Source organism: Paenibacillus jiangxiensis, assembly GCF_046098255.1.
Lineage (GTDB): Bacteria > Bacillota > Bacilli > Paenibacillales > Paenibacillaceae > Paenibacillus > Paenibacillus jiagnxiensis.
This window is the reverse complement of record NZ_JBJURI010000003.1, coordinates 199,444-214,484: the sequence shown is the minus strand read 5'-3', so window position 1 is coordinate 214,484 and position 15,041 is coordinate 199,444. Positions and strand designations below refer to the sequence as shown.

18 protein-coding genes are annotated in these 15,041 nt (G+C 51.7%); all 18 read left to right on the top strand.

Annotation, left to right across the window (positions count from 1 at the left end):
• Positions 1–31: 31 nt before the first annotated feature.
• Positions 32–493, top strand: coding sequence for a chemotaxis protein CheW (locus ACI1P2_RS04600; RefSeq protein ID WP_355317273.1), 462 nt, complete (start codon positions 32–34; stop codon positions 491–493).
• Positions 494–524: 31 nt separating this feature from the next.
• Positions 525–1,106 carry a chemotaxis protein CheC gene (locus ACI1P2_RS04595; protein ID WP_355317463.1) on the top strand — a complete coding sequence of 194 codons (582 nt, stop codon included), beginning with the start codon at positions 525–527 and terminating at the stop codon, positions 1,104–1,106.
• A gap of 3 nt (positions 1,107–1,109) precedes the next feature.
• Positions 1,110–1,607 (top strand): chemotaxis protein CheD, encoded by a 498-nt coding sequence (locus tag ACI1P2_RS04590; protein ID WP_355317271.1) that lies wholly within the window; start codon positions 1,110–1,112, stop codon positions 1,605–1,607.
• Between the two features lie 2 nt (positions 1,608–1,609).
• Positions 1,610–2,035 carry a hypothetical protein gene (locus ACI1P2_RS04585; protein ID WP_355317269.1) on the top strand — a complete coding sequence of 142 codons (426 nt, stop codon included), beginning with the start codon at positions 1,610–1,612 and terminating at the stop codon, positions 2,033–2,035.
• Positions 2,036–2,050: 15 nt separating this feature from the next.
• Positions 2,051–2,839: a FliA/WhiG family RNA polymerase sigma factor gene (locus ACI1P2_RS04580; RefSeq protein WP_355317267.1), complete on the top strand. Its 789-nt coding sequence runs from the start codon at positions 2,051–2,053 to the stop codon at positions 2,837–2,839.
• A 34-nt stretch (positions 2,840–2,873) separates the two neighbouring features.
• On the top strand, positions 2,874–4,283 hold the full coding sequence (locus ACI1P2_RS04575; protein ID WP_355317265.1) for a DUF342 domain-containing protein: 1,410 nt from the start codon (positions 2,874–2,876) through the stop codon (positions 4,281–4,283).
• Between the two features lie 67 nt (positions 4,284–4,350).
• Positions 4,351–4,674, top strand: a complete 324-nt coding sequence (locus ACI1P2_RS04570; protein WP_355317264.1) for a hypothetical protein — start codon at positions 4,351–4,353, stop codon at positions 4,672–4,674.
• Between the two features lie 264 nt (positions 4,675–4,938).
• Positions 4,939–5,472 (top strand): DUF6115 domain-containing protein, encoded by a 534-nt coding sequence (locus ACI1P2_RS04565; RefSeq protein ID WP_408976131.1) that lies wholly within the window; start codon positions 4,939–4,941, stop codon positions 5,470–5,472.
• Positions 5,465–6,070 carry an endolytic transglycosylase MltG gene (locus tag ACI1P2_RS04560; RefSeq protein ID WP_355317260.1) on the top strand — a complete coding sequence of 202 codons (606 nt, stop codon included), beginning with the start codon at positions 5,465–5,467 and terminating at the stop codon, positions 6,068–6,070. Before ACI1P2_RS04565 ends, ACI1P2_RS04560 begins: the two co-directional genes overlap by 8 nt.
• A gap of 183 nt (positions 6,071–6,253) precedes the next feature.
• The gene (gene rpsB, locus ACI1P2_RS04555; RefSeq protein WP_355317259.1) at positions 6,254–6,952 is read left to right on the top strand and encodes a 30S ribosomal protein S2; all 699 of its coding nucleotides are present in this window, start codon (positions 6,254–6,256) and stop codon (positions 6,950–6,952) included.
• A gap of 145 nt (positions 6,953–7,097) precedes the next feature.
• Positions 7,098–7,748 (top strand): translation elongation factor Ts, encoded by a 651-nt coding sequence (gene tsf / locus ACI1P2_RS04550; RefSeq protein ID WP_355317461.1) that lies wholly within the window; start codon positions 7,098–7,100, stop codon positions 7,746–7,748.
• Positions 7,749–7,928: 180 nt separating this feature from the next.
• Positions 7,929–8,657 carry a UMP kinase gene (pyrH, locus tag ACI1P2_RS04545; RefSeq protein ID WP_355317257.1) on the top strand — a complete coding sequence of 243 codons (729 nt, stop codon included), beginning with the start codon at positions 7,929–7,931 and terminating at the stop codon, positions 8,655–8,657.
• Entirely contained in the window at positions 8,657–9,211 is a 555-nt protein-coding gene (frr, locus tag ACI1P2_RS04540; RefSeq protein WP_355317255.1) for a ribosome recycling factor, read from the top strand. The genes pyrH and frr overlap by 1 nt, the downstream gene beginning before the upstream one ends.
• Before the next feature lie 85 nt (positions 9,212–9,296).
• Positions 9,297–10,067 carry an isoprenyl transferase gene (locus ACI1P2_RS04535; RefSeq protein ID WP_355317253.1) on the top strand — a complete coding sequence of 257 codons (771 nt, stop codon included), beginning with the start codon at positions 9,297–9,299 and terminating at the stop codon, positions 10,065–10,067.
• A 15-nt stretch (positions 10,068–10,082) separates the two neighbouring features.
• Positions 10,083–10,877: a phosphatidate cytidylyltransferase gene (locus ACI1P2_RS04530; protein ID WP_355317252.1), complete on the top strand. Its 795-nt coding sequence runs from the start codon at positions 10,083–10,085 to the stop codon at positions 10,875–10,877.
• 57 nt (positions 10,878–10,934) lie between these two features.
• A complete protein-coding gene (locus ACI1P2_RS04525; RefSeq protein ID WP_355317250.1) occupies positions 10,935–12,074 on the top strand; it encodes a 1-deoxy-D-xylulose-5-phosphate reductoisomerase in 1,140 nt (379 codons plus the stop codon).
• Positions 12,075–12,186: 112 nt separating this feature from the next.
• Positions 12,187–13,458, top strand: a complete 1,272-nt coding sequence (rseP, locus tag ACI1P2_RS04520) for an RIP metalloprotease RseP (RefSeq protein ID WP_355317248.1) — start codon at positions 12,187–12,189, stop codon at positions 13,456–13,458.
• A 50-nt stretch (positions 13,459–13,508) separates the two neighbouring features.
• Positions 13,509–14,957, top strand: a complete 1,449-nt coding sequence (gene proS, locus ACI1P2_RS04515) for a proline--tRNA ligase (RefSeq protein ID WP_355317247.1) — start codon at positions 13,509–13,511, stop codon at positions 14,955–14,957.
• The last annotated feature ends 84 nt before the right edge of the window (positions 14,958–15,041 follow it).

Here is a 15,041-nt window from a genome sequence, read left to right as displayed (position 1 = left end):
TCGTGAATTTCATTGGGGAGGGTTTTTGAGCATGGGAGAAGAAATTAAAGTTATCGTCTTTAAATTGGGTGAGGAGGAGTACGGGGTGGAGGTGGACAAGGTCCAGTCCATCGAGCGTATGGTTCCCATTACCCGGGTGCCAAAGACGTTCACATTCGTTAAAGGTGTTTTCAACTTAAGAGGTGTGGTTATGCCTGTCATCGATCTGCGCGGTCGCTTCGGTTTGGAAGAGACGGAGCATACGGATCAGACCCGGATTATCATCGTTTCGGTCAATGACATGCAGGTTGGTTTTATTGTCGATTCCGCGAACGACGTCATTGATTTGAATACAGATACAATTGAAACGCCGCCTGAAGTCGTGGGAGGCATTAAAGCCAAGTACCTGCGCGGTGTGGCCAAAATCAGCGAAGAGCGCCTGTTGATCATGCTGAACTTGTCCGAAGTGCTGAATAAAAGCGAGATCGTCCAGCTGGAAAGTATCGAGGATTAAGCCCGTGTTCAACAACTTAGAGGATTTCAAAATGGACGTTCTGAAGGAGGTCGGGAACATCGGGGCCGGCAATGCCGCAACCGCGCTGTCCAGGCTTCTGAACAAGCCTATAGATATGGGGGTTCCGAAAGTCCAACTGTTGCCGTTCGAGGCTATCGCCGATAAAGCTGGCGGACCCGAGCAGTTGGTCGTGGCCATCTTTTTTCGTGTGGAGGGGGATGCTCCCGGCAATCTGTTCTTCATTCTGGCTCCGGAAGCTGCGAAGGGGCTGCTGCAGCGGCTGGCGGGCATAACTTCGGAGGCTGAGGACAGCTTCACGGATATGGAGCAATCCGCGCTTTCGGAAATCGGCAACATTTTGACTGGCTCTTATCTCTCATCTCTGGCAGACTTCACAAAGCTATCCATGTATCCTACCGTACCGGGACTGGCGATGGACATGGCGGGAGCGATCCTGAGCTACGGCCTGCTGCAGTTTGGGCAAATGGGGGATGATGCCCTTTTGATTGACACATCGTTTTTTGAAGGACAAAATCATATTGAAGGGCAATTTTTCCTCATCCCAGACCCGGAATCCTTCGAAAAAATTTTCGAGTCATTGGGAGTCCGTTAAGCTATGATAGAGGAGAAAAACATTATTAAAGTCGGCATGGCGGATTTGAATGTCGCCAGCTTCCCGGATGCCATCCGAACGACAGGTCTGGGGTCCTGTGTCGGTTTGACGATGTATGATCCTCAGCTGAAGATTGCCGGTATGGCCCATGTCATGCTTCCGTCTTCCGATATTGCGCGGGAAGGGCAGATCAACATTGCCAAATATGCGGATACCGCCCTGCCTGAGCTGCTGGACAGAATGCTTCAGCTTGGAGCGGCGCGCAGCCGGATTGTGGCCAAAATGGCCGGCGGCGCACAGATGTTTGCTTTTGCAGGCGGGGGAGATACGATGAGAATCGGTCCCCGCAATGTGGAATCATGCCGCGCGATGCTGAACGAGTTGCGGATTCCCCTTATTGCTGAAGATACGGGCGGCAACGTGGGACGAACCATTGAGCTCGATTGTCTTACCGGCGTTTTGAGTATTCGAAGCGTACAAAAAGGTGTAAAGGAACTGTAACCATGTTATTTGGAAGCTTGCGCATGAACTTGTGGTCCGGAGCCGTCGGTTTTGTGCTGACATTCCTGTTGTCCCTGAACAGCAATTTGCTGACGACCAGCTTAATCCGCGGATTAATCGCTGCTGCAGTCTGGTTTCTGCTCGCATTTGCGGTTCGTTTTATCCTGGGGTTTCTGACCCAGCCTGAACATCCGGCGTCCGCTTATCCGCAAGCGGACAGCGGCGCGGGGCTGGGAGAAGGTCTGGGCTCGCATCTGGATCTTACCACTCCTGACGAAAGCGAGAATTTGAACGATCTGCTGAAGCCGCAGCCGGATTCGGAGCCATCGAAGGCAGCGGACTTTAAGCCGCTCAGTCCGCCCAAGCTGGTAACGAGCAAAGAGCCTGAAGATTTGGCGAAGGCAGTTCGTCACCTGACAGACAAATAGAGGAGGGTGAAGCCGATGACCGAGCGAAAAGCCGCTCACTTGAATTACTCTGAACTTTGGGAGCGCTGGAAAGAGCATGGCGAGCTGGAGGCCAAAAAGCAGCTGATTGAAAACTATCTCCCCATTGTCGAATATGTTTCCGGCCGTCTCGCAGTTGGCTTGCCCAAGAATGTATCCAAGGATGATTTGGCCAGCAATGGTGTCATGGGATTGATTGATGCTATCGAAAAGTTTGATTATGAGCGCGGTTTGCAGTTTGAAACCTATGCTTCCTGGCGAGTGCGCGGAGCCATACTCGACGGGCTGCGTCAAGGCGACTGGGTTCCCCGTTCTGTCAGAGAAAAGGCCAAAAAGATCGAGGATGCCTATCAAAAGCTTGAACAAAAATATTTGCGTACAGTCAGCGATGCGGAAATGAGCAGTTATCTTGAGGTATCGGAAAAAGAGTTTCAGAGCATGTTGCAGGAGGTTGCCGTCATGTCCATCTGTTCCCTGGAGGATCCGATCCGGGAAGAAGAATCGGAGACAAGGCTGTCTCTGCTGATTGATGAAAAAGCCAAAAATCCCGACCATACAGTAAACGAGTTCTACCTGCGTGAAGCACTTGTGCAGGGGATTGAGAAGCTTACTGAAAAGGAGCGGATTGTTGTTTCCTTGCTGTATTACGAGGACTTATCCCTTAGCGAAATTGCGGAGGTTATGTCATTGTCACCTTCCCGGATATCCCAGTTGCATTCAAAAGCAATTCTGCGCCTTAGAGCGACACTGGACAAGCAGCGGGATTTGCTGATGCGGAAGGATTGAACCTCCACCACTTTAATCTGAGAGGAGAATGGGGTTGGAGCAGGAATACGCATTGGATCAGTTTTTGAACATAACGATGGCCGCGGACAAGAGTGAGGCTTACCTGGAGTTTTCCAAGCATGATGAGGGCTTTCATTGCTCGCTTCAGGGGCTGGAGAATTATTTGGGAAAACACAATATACGTTATGGAATCAAACGTCAGACGCTGCAGCAGCTGGCAGACCGTCCGGAAAAGTTTTTTCTCGCCAAAACCCTGATTGCTGAAGGAACGGTTCCGATCAGCGGCAAGGATGGCTACATAAAAATGGTGGAAATCATGAACCGGTCTGATGAGCACAGGCCGCTTGAGACCCAGGACGGTAAGGTGGATTACAAGGAATTGATTCGTTTGAGCAACGTCCGCAAGGGCCAACTTATAGCCGAACGTTTCGATCCTGAACCGGGGGTGCCGGGCACGGGAGTCACCGGGGAGGAAATTCCTTTTCGCGCGGGCAGGGAAGCCAGGTTTAAAGTAGGCAAAAATGTCGTTGTGCATCCGGAAGGCGCTGCTTTATATGCTGCGATCGACGGGATGGTGACGATGACGGATAAAGATAAAATCAACGTTTTCCCCGTCTATGAAGTGAACGGTGATGTGGATTACAGCATCGGCAACATCGATTTTGTGGGAACGGTTGTCATCCGCGGCAATGTACTTACAGGGTTTCGTGTTAAGGCGGACGGCGACATCAGGGTCGTCGGCGGAGTCGAAGGCGCGGAGCTGGAAGCTGCCGGTTCAATCGAGATCACGGGCGGTATTATCGGCTATCATAAAGGCTTGGTTAAAGCTGGCCACAATGTAAAATGTTCCTTTATCCAGGATGGCAACGTTGCAGCAGGCGCGGATATTGTTGTCTCGCAAAGCATTATGCATTCCAACCTGCGTGCAGGCAAACAGGTGCTGTGCAACGGTGCCAAAGGACTCATCGTTGGCGGAAACATCCAGGCCGGAGAAAAGGTGGCGGCCAGAACGATCGGCAATACGATGTCTACATCTACCAGCATAGAGGTTGGTGTTCTGCCCGAGCTTCGCAACGAATTGACGGAGCTGCGCAATCTCCTCAAAGAACAGACGGTCAGCCTGGACAAGACGTCCAAGGCGCTTACCATCTTGGATCAGCTCGCCTCCGCCGGTCAATTAACTCCGGACAAGACCGCCATGCGCATCAAGCTGAAGGCCACCAAGGCATCCACCGAGCAGGAGAGGGATGAGAACCGGGCCAGAATTCTGGAAATTGAAAGAATGCTCGAAGACTCCGATACGGCCAGGGTTGAAGTCAGAAACATTATTTACAGCGGCTCTAAAATAGTTATCGGCAGATACACGAAATATATTAAAGATTCTGTGCAAAGAATGGTGTTTCACCATCAGGATGGGGACATCACGATGTCCGCCTTGGTCTGATCCCTCTGATGTTATGCGGTTATCTTGGGCTGGCAAGCGCAGCTGCTGCTAAGAAAGGCGTGATCCTGTGAGTTTGAAAGCTGTTGAATTGCAAATTGCCGTGCCGCGGACGAGCGAGGCGGGGAAGGTTCAAAGTGAAAACCGGCACAGAATGGTCAATGATCAGGCTCTCCTTGGGGAACAGGCCGTGAAGGAGACCGAGGAGGTCAGACAGCGCAGTGAAGCGGTTGAGCAGTCCGCCGACGCGGCTGTCCGCGACCGGGAAGGACAATCGAACTACCGGGATCACCGGAACAAGCGGCGCGGTTCCGAGCCTACGCAGGATAATCCGCCTGCCGTACATCAGGCAGAGCATCCGTTTAAAGGACATCATATTGATTTATCGCTTTAAGAGGTTGTTCAAAAAGTCATCTTTTGATCACGAAGTAAGTCAGGAAGCGGATTCGACATCGAATCTTGAATTCAGCCGGGACTTCCGGTGCTCACGTACCTCAAGTACGCTCCGCTCCTCAGTCCCTTGCTTCATTCAATCTTCTCGGTGCTGAAAACCTGACTTTTTGAACATGCACTTTAATTGGCGATGAACGGAACATGAAGGAGACGATTTTTTTTGGATCCATGGTTATATATCTTATTGCTGGGTCTTGCCGCTTTGATGTATGGCTGGATGCTGCCCAAGCGCGGGGGGAACAAAAGTCCGGAAGAAACCATGGTGAAAAACATGGAGGCTACGCTTGAGCAGTATATGGCTGATATCGGACAGGAAAACGATGAGCTGATTGATCTGATGACGCAGATGAAACAGGATCATGCCTCCCGGCTGACCGCCATGCAGGAGCAGATCGCTGAGCTCAGGCAGCGGATAGTGGAGCTGGAAAGGCAGGACCGCCGCAGCACGGACATCTCGCAGCAGGCTGCCGCCCTCGTAAGTGAGCAGTTAAACCAAGCGTACTCCGGTGCCTCTGTGCAGGAAGCGAATCAGAATATACAGGGCCCTGCAATTGAGGCTTATGCTGCTGAAGAAAAAACGGATGAGCCCCTGGAGACGATCCGGGACCGTTATGCCGAGCTATTCACGCTGCACGGCCAAGGGAAGTCGCTGGACTCCATCGCCAAGCAGACTGGAATGCAGCGCGGCGAGGTGCAGCTGATCCTTCAGTTGGCCGAAAGGGAGGGCCGGCATGCTTAAAAACCGGACGTTTATGCTTGGAATGGGAACGGGCATGATTGCGGGGGCGCTGCTGCTCCAGTTGGCAATCATCGGTCAGGGGCAGTCGAAGGCGGCCGACGCTCCCCGTGAGCTTACACGGGAAGAGGTGGAGGTTGCCGCGCAGCGGTTTGGGCTTCAGGTCAGCGACAGCACGGATCCGTTAATGACCGAGGAGCAGTGGCGGCAGAAGGTGATAGAGAAGGGAAGCCAAACGCCTGAGGAGCCGGCTGCTCCGAAGAGCGCGGATGCCGCTTCCGAGCCGAAAGCCCCTCAGCAGCTTCAGACCGGCAAACCTGAGACCGCAGTTCCGCAAGCCGGGAACCACACGGTACAGGCTGCTGAGCAGCCCGCAGCGCCGGAGGCTACGCCGATCCGGTATCGCATCGTACCGGGCAGCAGCCTGAACAGCGTTGCCGAAGGGCTGCAGAAGGCGGGAGTAATCGAGAATGCGGACGCTTTTCAGAAAGCGGCAAATGAACAAAAAATCAATACGAAAATCCGCTCCGGAACCTACAGCTTCCGTGAAGGGGAAACCTTTAACTCTATCATTACGAAAATAACTACTCCTCCGAAATGACCGATGGAAACAGGGCTCTCCAAAATCAGGTTGCAACGGTCTATGTCTTATGATATATTAATTGACGGTGTTAAAAACACACGCTGGTTAATTTCGTAAAGGGTGCTTCCGAAAGGGAGTTTTTACGGAAGATGATATCAGCGGAGGAACACACAAAAAACCAAACTTAGGAGGTGCGTGAAGATGGCAGTAATCTCCATGAAACAGCTTCTGGAAGCTGGGGTACACTTCGGTCATCAGACTCGTCGTTGGAACCCGAAAATGGATCGTTATATCTTCACTGAAAGAAACGGTATTTACATCATTGACTTGCAAAAGACAGTGAAAAAGGTTGAGGAAGCTTACAACTTTGTGAAAAATGTGGCTGCCGAGAACGGAACAATTCTGTTCGTAGGAACCAAAAAACAAGCGCAGGACTCTGTTAAAGAGGAAGCAACACGCGCTGGACAATTCTACATCAACCAACGCTGGCTCGGCGGAACGCTGACGAACTTCCAAACGATTCAAAAGCGTATCGACCGTCTGAAGCAGCTGGAATCTTGGGAAGAAGACGGCACATTCGAAGTTCTTCCTAAGAAAGAAGTTATCATTCTCCGCAAAGAGAAAGATCGTCTTGAAAAATTCCTGGGCGGAATCAAGAACATGAAGGGTCTGCCAAGCGCATTGTTCATCATCGATCCTCGCAAAGAGCGTATCGCGGTTGCTGAAGCCCGCAAGCTGGGTATTCCAATCGTAGGTATCGTTGATACAAACTGCGACCCAGACGAAATCGATTATGTTATCCCTGGTAACGACGACGCGATTCGTGCCGTTAAATTGCTGACAGGTAAAATGGCTGATGCTGTTATGGAAGCTAACCAAGGCGAAGAAACTACTGCTTAATACCGCTTTTGCGGCGTGTAACATATGAATTAAATGAAAAGGGTGGTTGGTAGGTGGATAACCTTTCACTGCCCTTTTTTTGGGAATAAAGCAGGAAGTGCAACCAATACTTAGAACAATCAATTCTTTTGGAGGGAAATTTAATATGGCAGTAAATGCGAGCGCAGTAAAAGAGCTTCGTGAAAAAACAGGCGCAGGGATGCTGGATTGCAAAAAAGCGCTTGAAGAAACCAACGGTGATATCGAGAAAGCGATCGAGTTTCTCCGTGAAAAAGGTTTGGCTGCTGCCGCTAACAAAGCGGGACGTATCGCAACTGAGGGTGTTGTTGAATCCTACATCCATGGCGGCGGAAGAATCGGTGTCATCGTAGAAATCAACTGCGAAACCGACTTCGTTGCAAAAACAGATCAGTTCAAGGAATTCGCTCGTGACATCGCTATGCACATCGCGGCCTCCAACCCTCGTTACGTTCGTCGTGAAGAGGTTGCCGCTGACGAGATCGAAAAAGAGAAAGAAATTCTGAAAGCGCAAGCGCTGAACGAAGGCAAGCCTGAGAAAATCGTTGAAAAAATGGTTGAAGGCCGCATCGGCAAGTTCTATGAAGAATTCTGCCTGATGGAACAAGCTTTCATCAAAGATCCGGACAAAACGATCGCAACACTGCTGAACGAGAAAATCAGCACGATTGGCGAGAACATCTCCATCCGCCGCTTCGTACGTTACGAGCTGGGTGAAGGTCTGGAGAAAAAAGAAGATAACTTCTATGAAGAAGTTATGTCCCAGGTGAAACAATAATACCGTTTGCACGGGTTGTATAGGCGTCAGAAGGAAAATGGAACACGCCAGTGTTCCTTTTCTTTCAAATAAGGACGGATTGTGCGCTCTTGTCCAGAAAAGCTACCTGCTTGAAGACAGGAGCTTTTCTTGCAAATGGACATTAAAATAGGTAGAAACTGAATAGTGGAGGGTGAGCATTTGGAACAGCCTGTATTTAAACGTGTCGTCTTGAAGGTGAGCGGTGAGTCGCTGGCGGGCAATAACGGGTACGGCATTGACGCCGATACGATTGCATCCATTGCACAGCAGGTCAAGGATGTTGTGGATTTGGGCGTAGAGGTCGCTATCGTATGCGGAGGGGGCAATATCTGGCGCGGAATCGCCGGAAGTGCTAACGGAATTGACCGTGCTACTGCAGATTATATGGGGATGCTCGCAACCGTCATGAATTCACTTGCACTGCAGGATTCGCTGGAACAAATCGGCGTACCGACTCGAGTACAGACATCGATCGCCATGCAGCAGATCGCGGAACCGTACATACGCCGCAAGGCCATCCGCCATCTGGAGAAGGGGCGTGTCGTGATCTTTGCAGCAGGCACCGGCAACCCGTTCTTTTCGACGGACACAACCGCAGCGCTGCGTGCGGCGGAGATTGAGGCTGAGGTCATCCTTATGGCTAAAAACAAAGTGGACGGCGTTTATTCGGCTGATCCGTTTAAAGACAGCACTGCCGAGAAGTATGAGCAGCTTACCTATCTGGATGTGCTGAACAAAAATCTCGGGGTTATGGACTCGACAGCTTCGTCGCTGTGCATGGACAACAACATTCCGCTTATCGTATTTGCAATTACCGAGCAGGGCAATATCAAACGGGTTGTGCTTGGGGAAAAAATCGGAACCATCGTTAAAGGGAGTGTAAATTAATGCCGCAATCCATTAAGAAAAGTGCAGAAGAGCGCATGGATAAAGCCATACAGGCGTTGAGACGCGATCTTGCGACACTTCGCGCAGGACGCGCTACACCAAGCCTTCTTGACCGCGTTCAGGTTGAATACTACGGAGCCATGACTCCGCTGAATCAGCTGGCCAACATCAACACACCGGATTCCCGCACATTGATGATCCAGCCTTGGGATAAATCCTCACTGGCTGACATCGAGCGTGCCATTCAGAAGTCGGATTTGGGATTGACGCCTTCCAATGACGGGAATGCAATCAGACTGGTGGTACCGGCACTGACGGAAGAACGCAGAACCGAGCTGGTGAAGATGACGAAGAAGTTTGGTGAAGAGGCGAAGGTTGCCATCCGCAATATCCGCCGCGATGCCAACGATGATATCAAAAAACTTGAAAAAACCGATATTTCCGAGGATGAATCCCGCCGCCATCAGGAAGATATCCAAAAAACGACGGACAAATTTATTGCGGAAGTAGACAAAGTACTCGCTGCGAAAGAAAAAGAGATCATGGAAGTGTAAGAGACTTGCGGCCCCTCCTTTACGGTGGGGTTTGTCTCTTTTCACGCCCATGGTTAATTTCCAGAGAACGCTTGGGGGAAATGGTATGATAAATCGGGTTCGGTCTTGGTGGGGTGCTGAGCAAAAAGATGAACAGCCGCCGACCGTTTCAAAAGACAATATTCCACAGCACGTAGCAGTCATTATGGACGGGAACGGCCGTTGGGCGAAACGGCTTGGCATGCCAAGAGTGGTAGGTCATCAGAATGGAATGAAGGCAGTCAAAAGAACAGCCATTGCCGCTGATGAACTGGGAGTCAAGTACCTGACCATGTATGCTTTTTCCACAGAAAACTGGACCCGTCCAAAAGATGAAGTGGATTTTCTGATGAGGCTGCCGGAAGAGTTTTTGGCTATCGAATTGGATGAACTGATCGAGAAGAATGTGCAGGTTCGCATGATGGGGCATAAAGAGTATTTGCCTTCACATACGCAGGCGGCTTTCGAGGAAGCCATCCGGCGCACGGAGCACAATACGGGGCTTATCCTGAATTTTGCGGTCAATTACGGGAGCCGGCTTGAAATTACTGAAGCCATGAAAAAACTTGGCCGTGAAATTGAGGGCGGTACGATCAAAGCGGAGGATATTACACCTGAGCTCATCAGCAAGTCGCTGCTGTCAGATGGAATCCCCGATCCGGACCTGTTGATTCGTACGAGCGGCGAACTGAGATTGAGCAACTTTATGCTCTGGCAGTTAGCCTATAGCGAGCTATGGTTTACAGACATTTACTGGCCAGAATTCAACAAAGAGCACTTATACGAAGCAGTGGCCGAGTATCAACGCAGATCACGGAGATACGGCGGTCTGAAATAATGGAGGAGGAAGCCGTTGAAACAGCGATTGATAACCGGTATAGTGGCAGGCGTCCTGTTCTTGGGAATGGTCCTGTGGGGCGGCTTGCCTTATCATCTGTTCATTCTTGCCATGGCATGGATCGCATTTTATGAATTTGTGCGTATGATCGGAGTTTCCTCAAGCAGCGGAAGCGCATGGGCGGGGTATCTGGGAGTAACGGTGCTGGTTTTTCCCTATCAGCCGCTGAATATTCAGCCGCTTTTGCCGCTTGCCAATATACTGTGGCTGCTGCTTATGCTGCTCATGCTGATGACGGTATTTACGAAAAACCAGGTCACCATCCGAACGTCAGCCCTTTTGTTTCTGGGAACCGTCTATGTAGGCATCGGCTTTTCTTATATTGCGGAGTCGCGCCATATGGACCACGGGGTGTTCTGGACATTTTTGCTATTGGCCGGCATATGGGCAAGCGATGCAGGGGCTTATTTTGTGGGCAAGGCCTTCGGCAGAACGAAGCTTTGGCCTGCCATCAGTCCGAATAAAACGGTCGAAGGAGCACTCGGAGGCGTCGTTATGGCTGCGGTGGCAGCCGTTATTTTTGCGGTGATTTCAGGAGGGCTGCTGTCTGTCGGGAATGCGCTGATCATCGGCTTGTCCTGTGCAGTTGTCGGGCAGCTGGGGGATTTGGTCCAGTCAGCTTATAAACGGGTGTACGGAATTAAGGATACGGGCAATCTTCTGCCAGGACATGGCGGCATACTTGACCGCTGCGACAGCTGGATCGTCGTTTTTCCGTTTGTACATATGCTGATGCTGCTTCCTGCCTGATGATAACAATAGATGCTGCAGAAAACCTTGTGCTGATTTTCTAAAGGAAGGTGCATCATGAAAAAGATTACTGTGCTTGGCTCAACAGGCTCTATCGGAACACAGACGCTGGACGTTGTCACCATGCATCCCGACATGTATCAGGTGGAAGGACTGGCCGCAGGCACCAACACGGCACTGCTGCTTGAACAGGTTCAGCGTCATCGTCCCAAAAAGGTGTCCGTGGCAACCAAGGAGCTGGCAGAGCAGATTCGTGAACAGCTGCCGCCAGGAACAGAGCTGTATTGGGGCGATGAAGGCCTTATTGAAGTAGCTGCAGGAACTGAAGCGGATACGGTAGTGACGGCTGTCATGGGCAGCATGGGATTGCCTTCAACATTGGCCGCGATTGAGGCGGGCAAGCAAATTGGCTTGGCCAACAAGGAGGCGCTGGTTACAGCCGGGCATATCGTCACAGACAAGGCACAGAAGAAGGGCGTAAGGCTGCTGCCCATCGACAGCGAACATTCCGCCATCTTCCAGTGTCTGAACGGAGAACGGATGCAGGATGTTGCCGGGATTACGCTGACAGCCTCCGGCGGCTCGTTTCGGGATTTGACAAGAGAGCAGCTGAAGGGTGTTACGGTGGAGCAGGCCTTGCAGCATCCGAACTGGTCCATGGGCGCGAAAATAACGATTGACTCGGCGACGATGGTGAATAAAGGGCTTGAAGTAATGGAAGCCCATTGGCTGTTTGGGTTGTCCTATGATCAGATTCATGTGCTGCTGCATCCAGAGAGTATTATCCATTCTTTTGTGGAATTTAAGGATACGAGCATTATCGCCCAGCTGGGCAATCCGGATATGCGTGTTCCCATTCAGTATGCGCTCACCTATCCGGACCGCATGGCCTCTCCTTCCAAGCCGCTGTCATTGGCCGAGGCGGGAAGCCTGCATTTCCGGGAAATGGATTACGAGCGGTTCCCGTGTTTAAGACTTGCCTTTGAATGTGGTAAAATGGGGGGGACAGCGCCGACTGCGTTTAACGCGGCCAATGAAGTGGCGGTGGCCCGGTTTTTAAGAGGAGAAATTTCCTTTTTGGCGATTGAGGATATTATCGCGCAAGTGCTTGACCGGCACCACAATACGATGAATCCGGATCTGCAGGCCATAGAAGCCTGCGACCGGGAGGCCCGGGCAGCTGCCGCAATGCTGTAAAACCTTCTTCTTTCCAATTAAGACCCACCTGTGTGATTCTCTTGTACGGGATCGGAGAATAATGATAAATTAGAAGGACATACTCGATCTCACGAAAGGAGAAAGGAAACGATTGGAAACGATTCAAATGGTTTTACTGACGGTACTCATGTTCTTCGTTCTTGTCACGGTGCATGAATGGGGGCATTACTATTTTGCCAGACGTGCCGGTATCCTGGTTAGAGAATTTGCGATCGGTTTCGGTCCGAAACTGTTCTCCTATAAAAGGAATGAAACCCAGTTCACGATTCGTCTGCTGCCGTTCGGCGGATTCGCACGGATGGCGGGGGAAGATCCGGAATTGAATCAGATAGAGGCTGGACAGACCGTTGCTGTGCGCGAATCGGATGGCTTGGTAAAGACCATTTTTCTTGATCAGCTGGACAACCGCAAAAATGTAATCCGCGGGGAAGTGCAGTCCGTTGATCTGGAGGACGCCCTGACGCTTACGCTTGATGTGGACGGGGATTCCCAGCACTTCAAGGTTCACCCGCAGGCGATGACGGTGAGCAAGGGCCAATCGGTTCAGATCGCTCCGCGAGACCGCCAGTACGGCAGCAAGACGGTGGGGCAAAGAGCAATGGCTATTTTTGCCGGCCCATTGATGAACTTCGTGCTTGCATTTGTGCTGTTTGCCATTCATGTACAGATGACCGGCATCCAGGTTGATAATCCGACGAATGTCATCGTAGGAGAAGTTACGAAGGGCATGCCTGCCGATAAGGCGGGAATCCGTGAGGGGGATATTATCGAATCCATTAACGGAGAGCAGATTGGGGTAGACAGGCAGAAGCTGATCGATCTGATCGCAGCGTCCCAGGATCGGCCAATGAACTGGGTGATCCGGCGCGGGAATGAGCCGCTGAACCTGACGATCACGCCCGTGGCAATGGAAGGGCAGGAAGGTGGCAAGGTCGGAATTGCACCAATGCTGCCGACAAGGCAGGCCGGATTTGCCGAAACGTTCCAGGTCGCCGGCCAGTCGATGGTGGATACGACTGTAGCGATTTTTGACGGATTCCGTCAGCTGGTTCAAAATTTCTCCATCGATGATTTGGGAGGACCTGTCCGGACAGCTGAAGTTACCGGACAGATCGCCAAGCAGGGCATCGATCAGCTCACGTATTGGGCGGCTATTCTGAGCCTGTATCTTGGCATCTTCAACTTGCTGCCTATTCCGGCGTTGGACGGCAGCCGCTTGATTTTCCTCGGCGTGGAAGCTGTACGGGGCAGACCTATCGATCCGGGCAGGGAAGGCATGGTGCATTTCGTCGGCTTTGCCGTGCTGTTCCTGCTGATGATTGCGGTCACCTATAACGATATATTGCGTTTGATTAACGGTTAATTTATGCCAGGGGCGGCCGTTGCCGCTCCTGATGGGAGGACGGCCTTTTTATGTCAAAAGATAAGCAATTCGTGTCTGAAATCACACCACAGGGGGAGGACTTCTCCCGCTGGTACATCGATGTCATCAAGAAAGCGGAACTGATGGATTACTCGCCTGTGCGGGGATGCATCGTATTCCGCCCGGATGGCTTCGAAATCTGGGAGCACATCAAGGAAGCAATGGATGTCCGCTTCAGAGAGACAGGGCACCGCAACGCATACTTCCCCATGTTTATTCCGGAGAGCTTCTTCCAGAAAGAAAAAGAGCATGTGGAGGGCTTTAATCCGGAGCTGCCGTGGGTGACGGAAGCCGGGGGAGAAAAGCTGGAGGAGCGTCTCGCCATCCGTCCTACCTCCGAAACGATGATCGGCCATATGTACTCCAAATGGATTCAATCCTACCGTGATTTGCCTGTACTCATTAACCAATGGGCGAACGTGGTGAGATGGGAGAAGCGTACGCTTCCTTTCCTGCGCACAAGCGAGTTTTTGTGGCAGGAAGGCCATACCGCGCATGAGACGGAAGAGGAAGCGCGCGAGGAAACGATGAAAATGCTGGAGGTTTACCGCGAAGTTATCGAGGATGTGCTTGCCATTCCGGTTGTGGTCGGCGAGAAAACTCCATCCGAGCGCTTCGCCGGTGCCGTAAATACGTATTCGCTGGAAGCGATGATGCGCGACGGCCGTGCGGTGCAGGCGGGGACGTCCCATTATCTTGGCACAAAATTTTCGGTCGCGTTCGATATCAAGTATTTGAGCCGTGACAACACGCTTGAGTACGTGCATACCACTTCCTGGGGGACGAGTACGCGCCTGATCGGTTCACTGATCATGGTGCATGGGGATGACCGCGGACTCGCGCTGCCTCCTAAGGTTGCGCCAACCCAGGTCATCATGATCCCGATCGGCCCGCCGAAGACACGCGACGCGGTGCTGGCGCGGACGGATGAGCTTTTTGCCGAATTGAAGAAGGCCGGTATACGTGTGAAGGTTGATGACCGTGCCGACGTCAGCCCTGGCTGGAAATTTAACGAATACGAAATGCGCGGTGTGCCTGTCCGTCTTGAGCTGGGGCCGCGCGACATGGAAAACGGAGTTTGCGTGCTCGTCTCCCGTATCAGCGGCGAGAAAAAAGTGGTGCAGCAGTCCAGCCTGGTTGAGGAAATCCACGCAATGCTGGCACAGGTTCAGCAGGAGATGTACGACCGGGCCAAATCCTTTATGCAGGATAACTTCTACTCCGTGAATACACTTGATGAAATGAAAGCCCTGATGGAGGAGAAGCGCGGCTTCACGCTGGCCGGCTGGTGCGGCTCCGAGGAATGTGAAGACAAGGTGAAAGAGGTTACCGGGGCAACAAGCCGCAACATTCCTTTCAAACCGTCCGAAGAGAAGTCGGTCTGCCTGTGCTGCGGACAGCCTGCTAAGCATACCGTTGTATTCGCACGAGCTTATTAATCAGGTATAATGGCAGTATGATGTAATAAATGAGCTTCTGAACGCAGAAATTGTCGGTGTGTCTGTTGCCATCGATGGCATTTG

What these genes read in the sequence shown, in the direction of transcription:
- rpsB (WP_355317259.1), top strand. Translation starts at nt 6,254, where the DNA reads ATGGCAGTAATCTCCATGAAACAGCTTCTGGAAGCTGGGGTACACTTC.
- ACI1P2_RS04525 (WP_355317250.1), top strand. Translation starts at nt 10,935, where the DNA reads ATGAAAAAGATTACTGTGCTTGGCTCAACAGGCTCTATCGGAACACAG.
- tsf (WP_355317461.1), top strand. Translation starts at nt 7,098, where the DNA reads ATGGCAGTAAATGCGAGCGCAGTAAAAGAGCTTCGTGAAAAAACAGGC.
- ACI1P2_RS04560 (WP_355317260.1), top strand. Translation starts at nt 5,465, where the DNA reads ATGCTTAAAAACCGGACGTTTATGCTTGGAATGGGAACGGGCATGATT.
- ACI1P2_RS04600 (WP_355317273.1), top strand. Translation starts at nt 32, where the DNA reads ATGGGAGAAGAAATTAAAGTTATCGTCTTTAAATTGGGTGAGGAGGAG.
- ACI1P2_RS04580 (WP_355317267.1), top strand. Translation starts at nt 2,051, where the DNA reads ATGACCGAGCGAAAAGCCGCTCACTTGAATTACTCTGAACTTTGGGAG.
- ACI1P2_RS04595 (WP_355317463.1), top strand. Translation starts at nt 525, where the DNA reads ATGGACGTTCTGAAGGAGGTCGGGAACATCGGGGCCGGCAATGCCGCA.
- ACI1P2_RS04565 (WP_408976131.1), top strand. Translation starts at nt 4,939, where the DNA reads ATGTATGGCTGGATGCTGCCCAAGCGCGGGGGGAACAAAAGTCCGGAA.
- proS (WP_355317247.1), top strand. Translation starts at nt 13,509, where the DNA reads ATGTCAAAAGATAAGCAATTCGTGTCTGAAATCACACCACAGGGGGAG.
- frr (WP_355317255.1), top strand. Translation starts at nt 8,657, where the DNA reads ATGCCGCAATCCATTAAGAAAAGTGCAGAAGAGCGCATGGATAAAGCC.
- ACI1P2_RS04590 (WP_355317271.1), top strand. Translation starts at nt 1,110, where the DNA reads ATGATAGAGGAGAAAAACATTATTAAAGTCGGCATGGCGGATTTGAAT.
- ACI1P2_RS04585 (WP_355317269.1), top strand. Translation starts at nt 1,610, where the DNA reads ATGTTATTTGGAAGCTTGCGCATGAACTTGTGGTCCGGAGCCGTCGGT.
- ACI1P2_RS04535 (WP_355317253.1), top strand. Translation starts at nt 9,297, where the DNA reads ATGATAAATCGGGTTCGGTCTTGGTGGGGTGCTGAGCAAAAAGATGAA.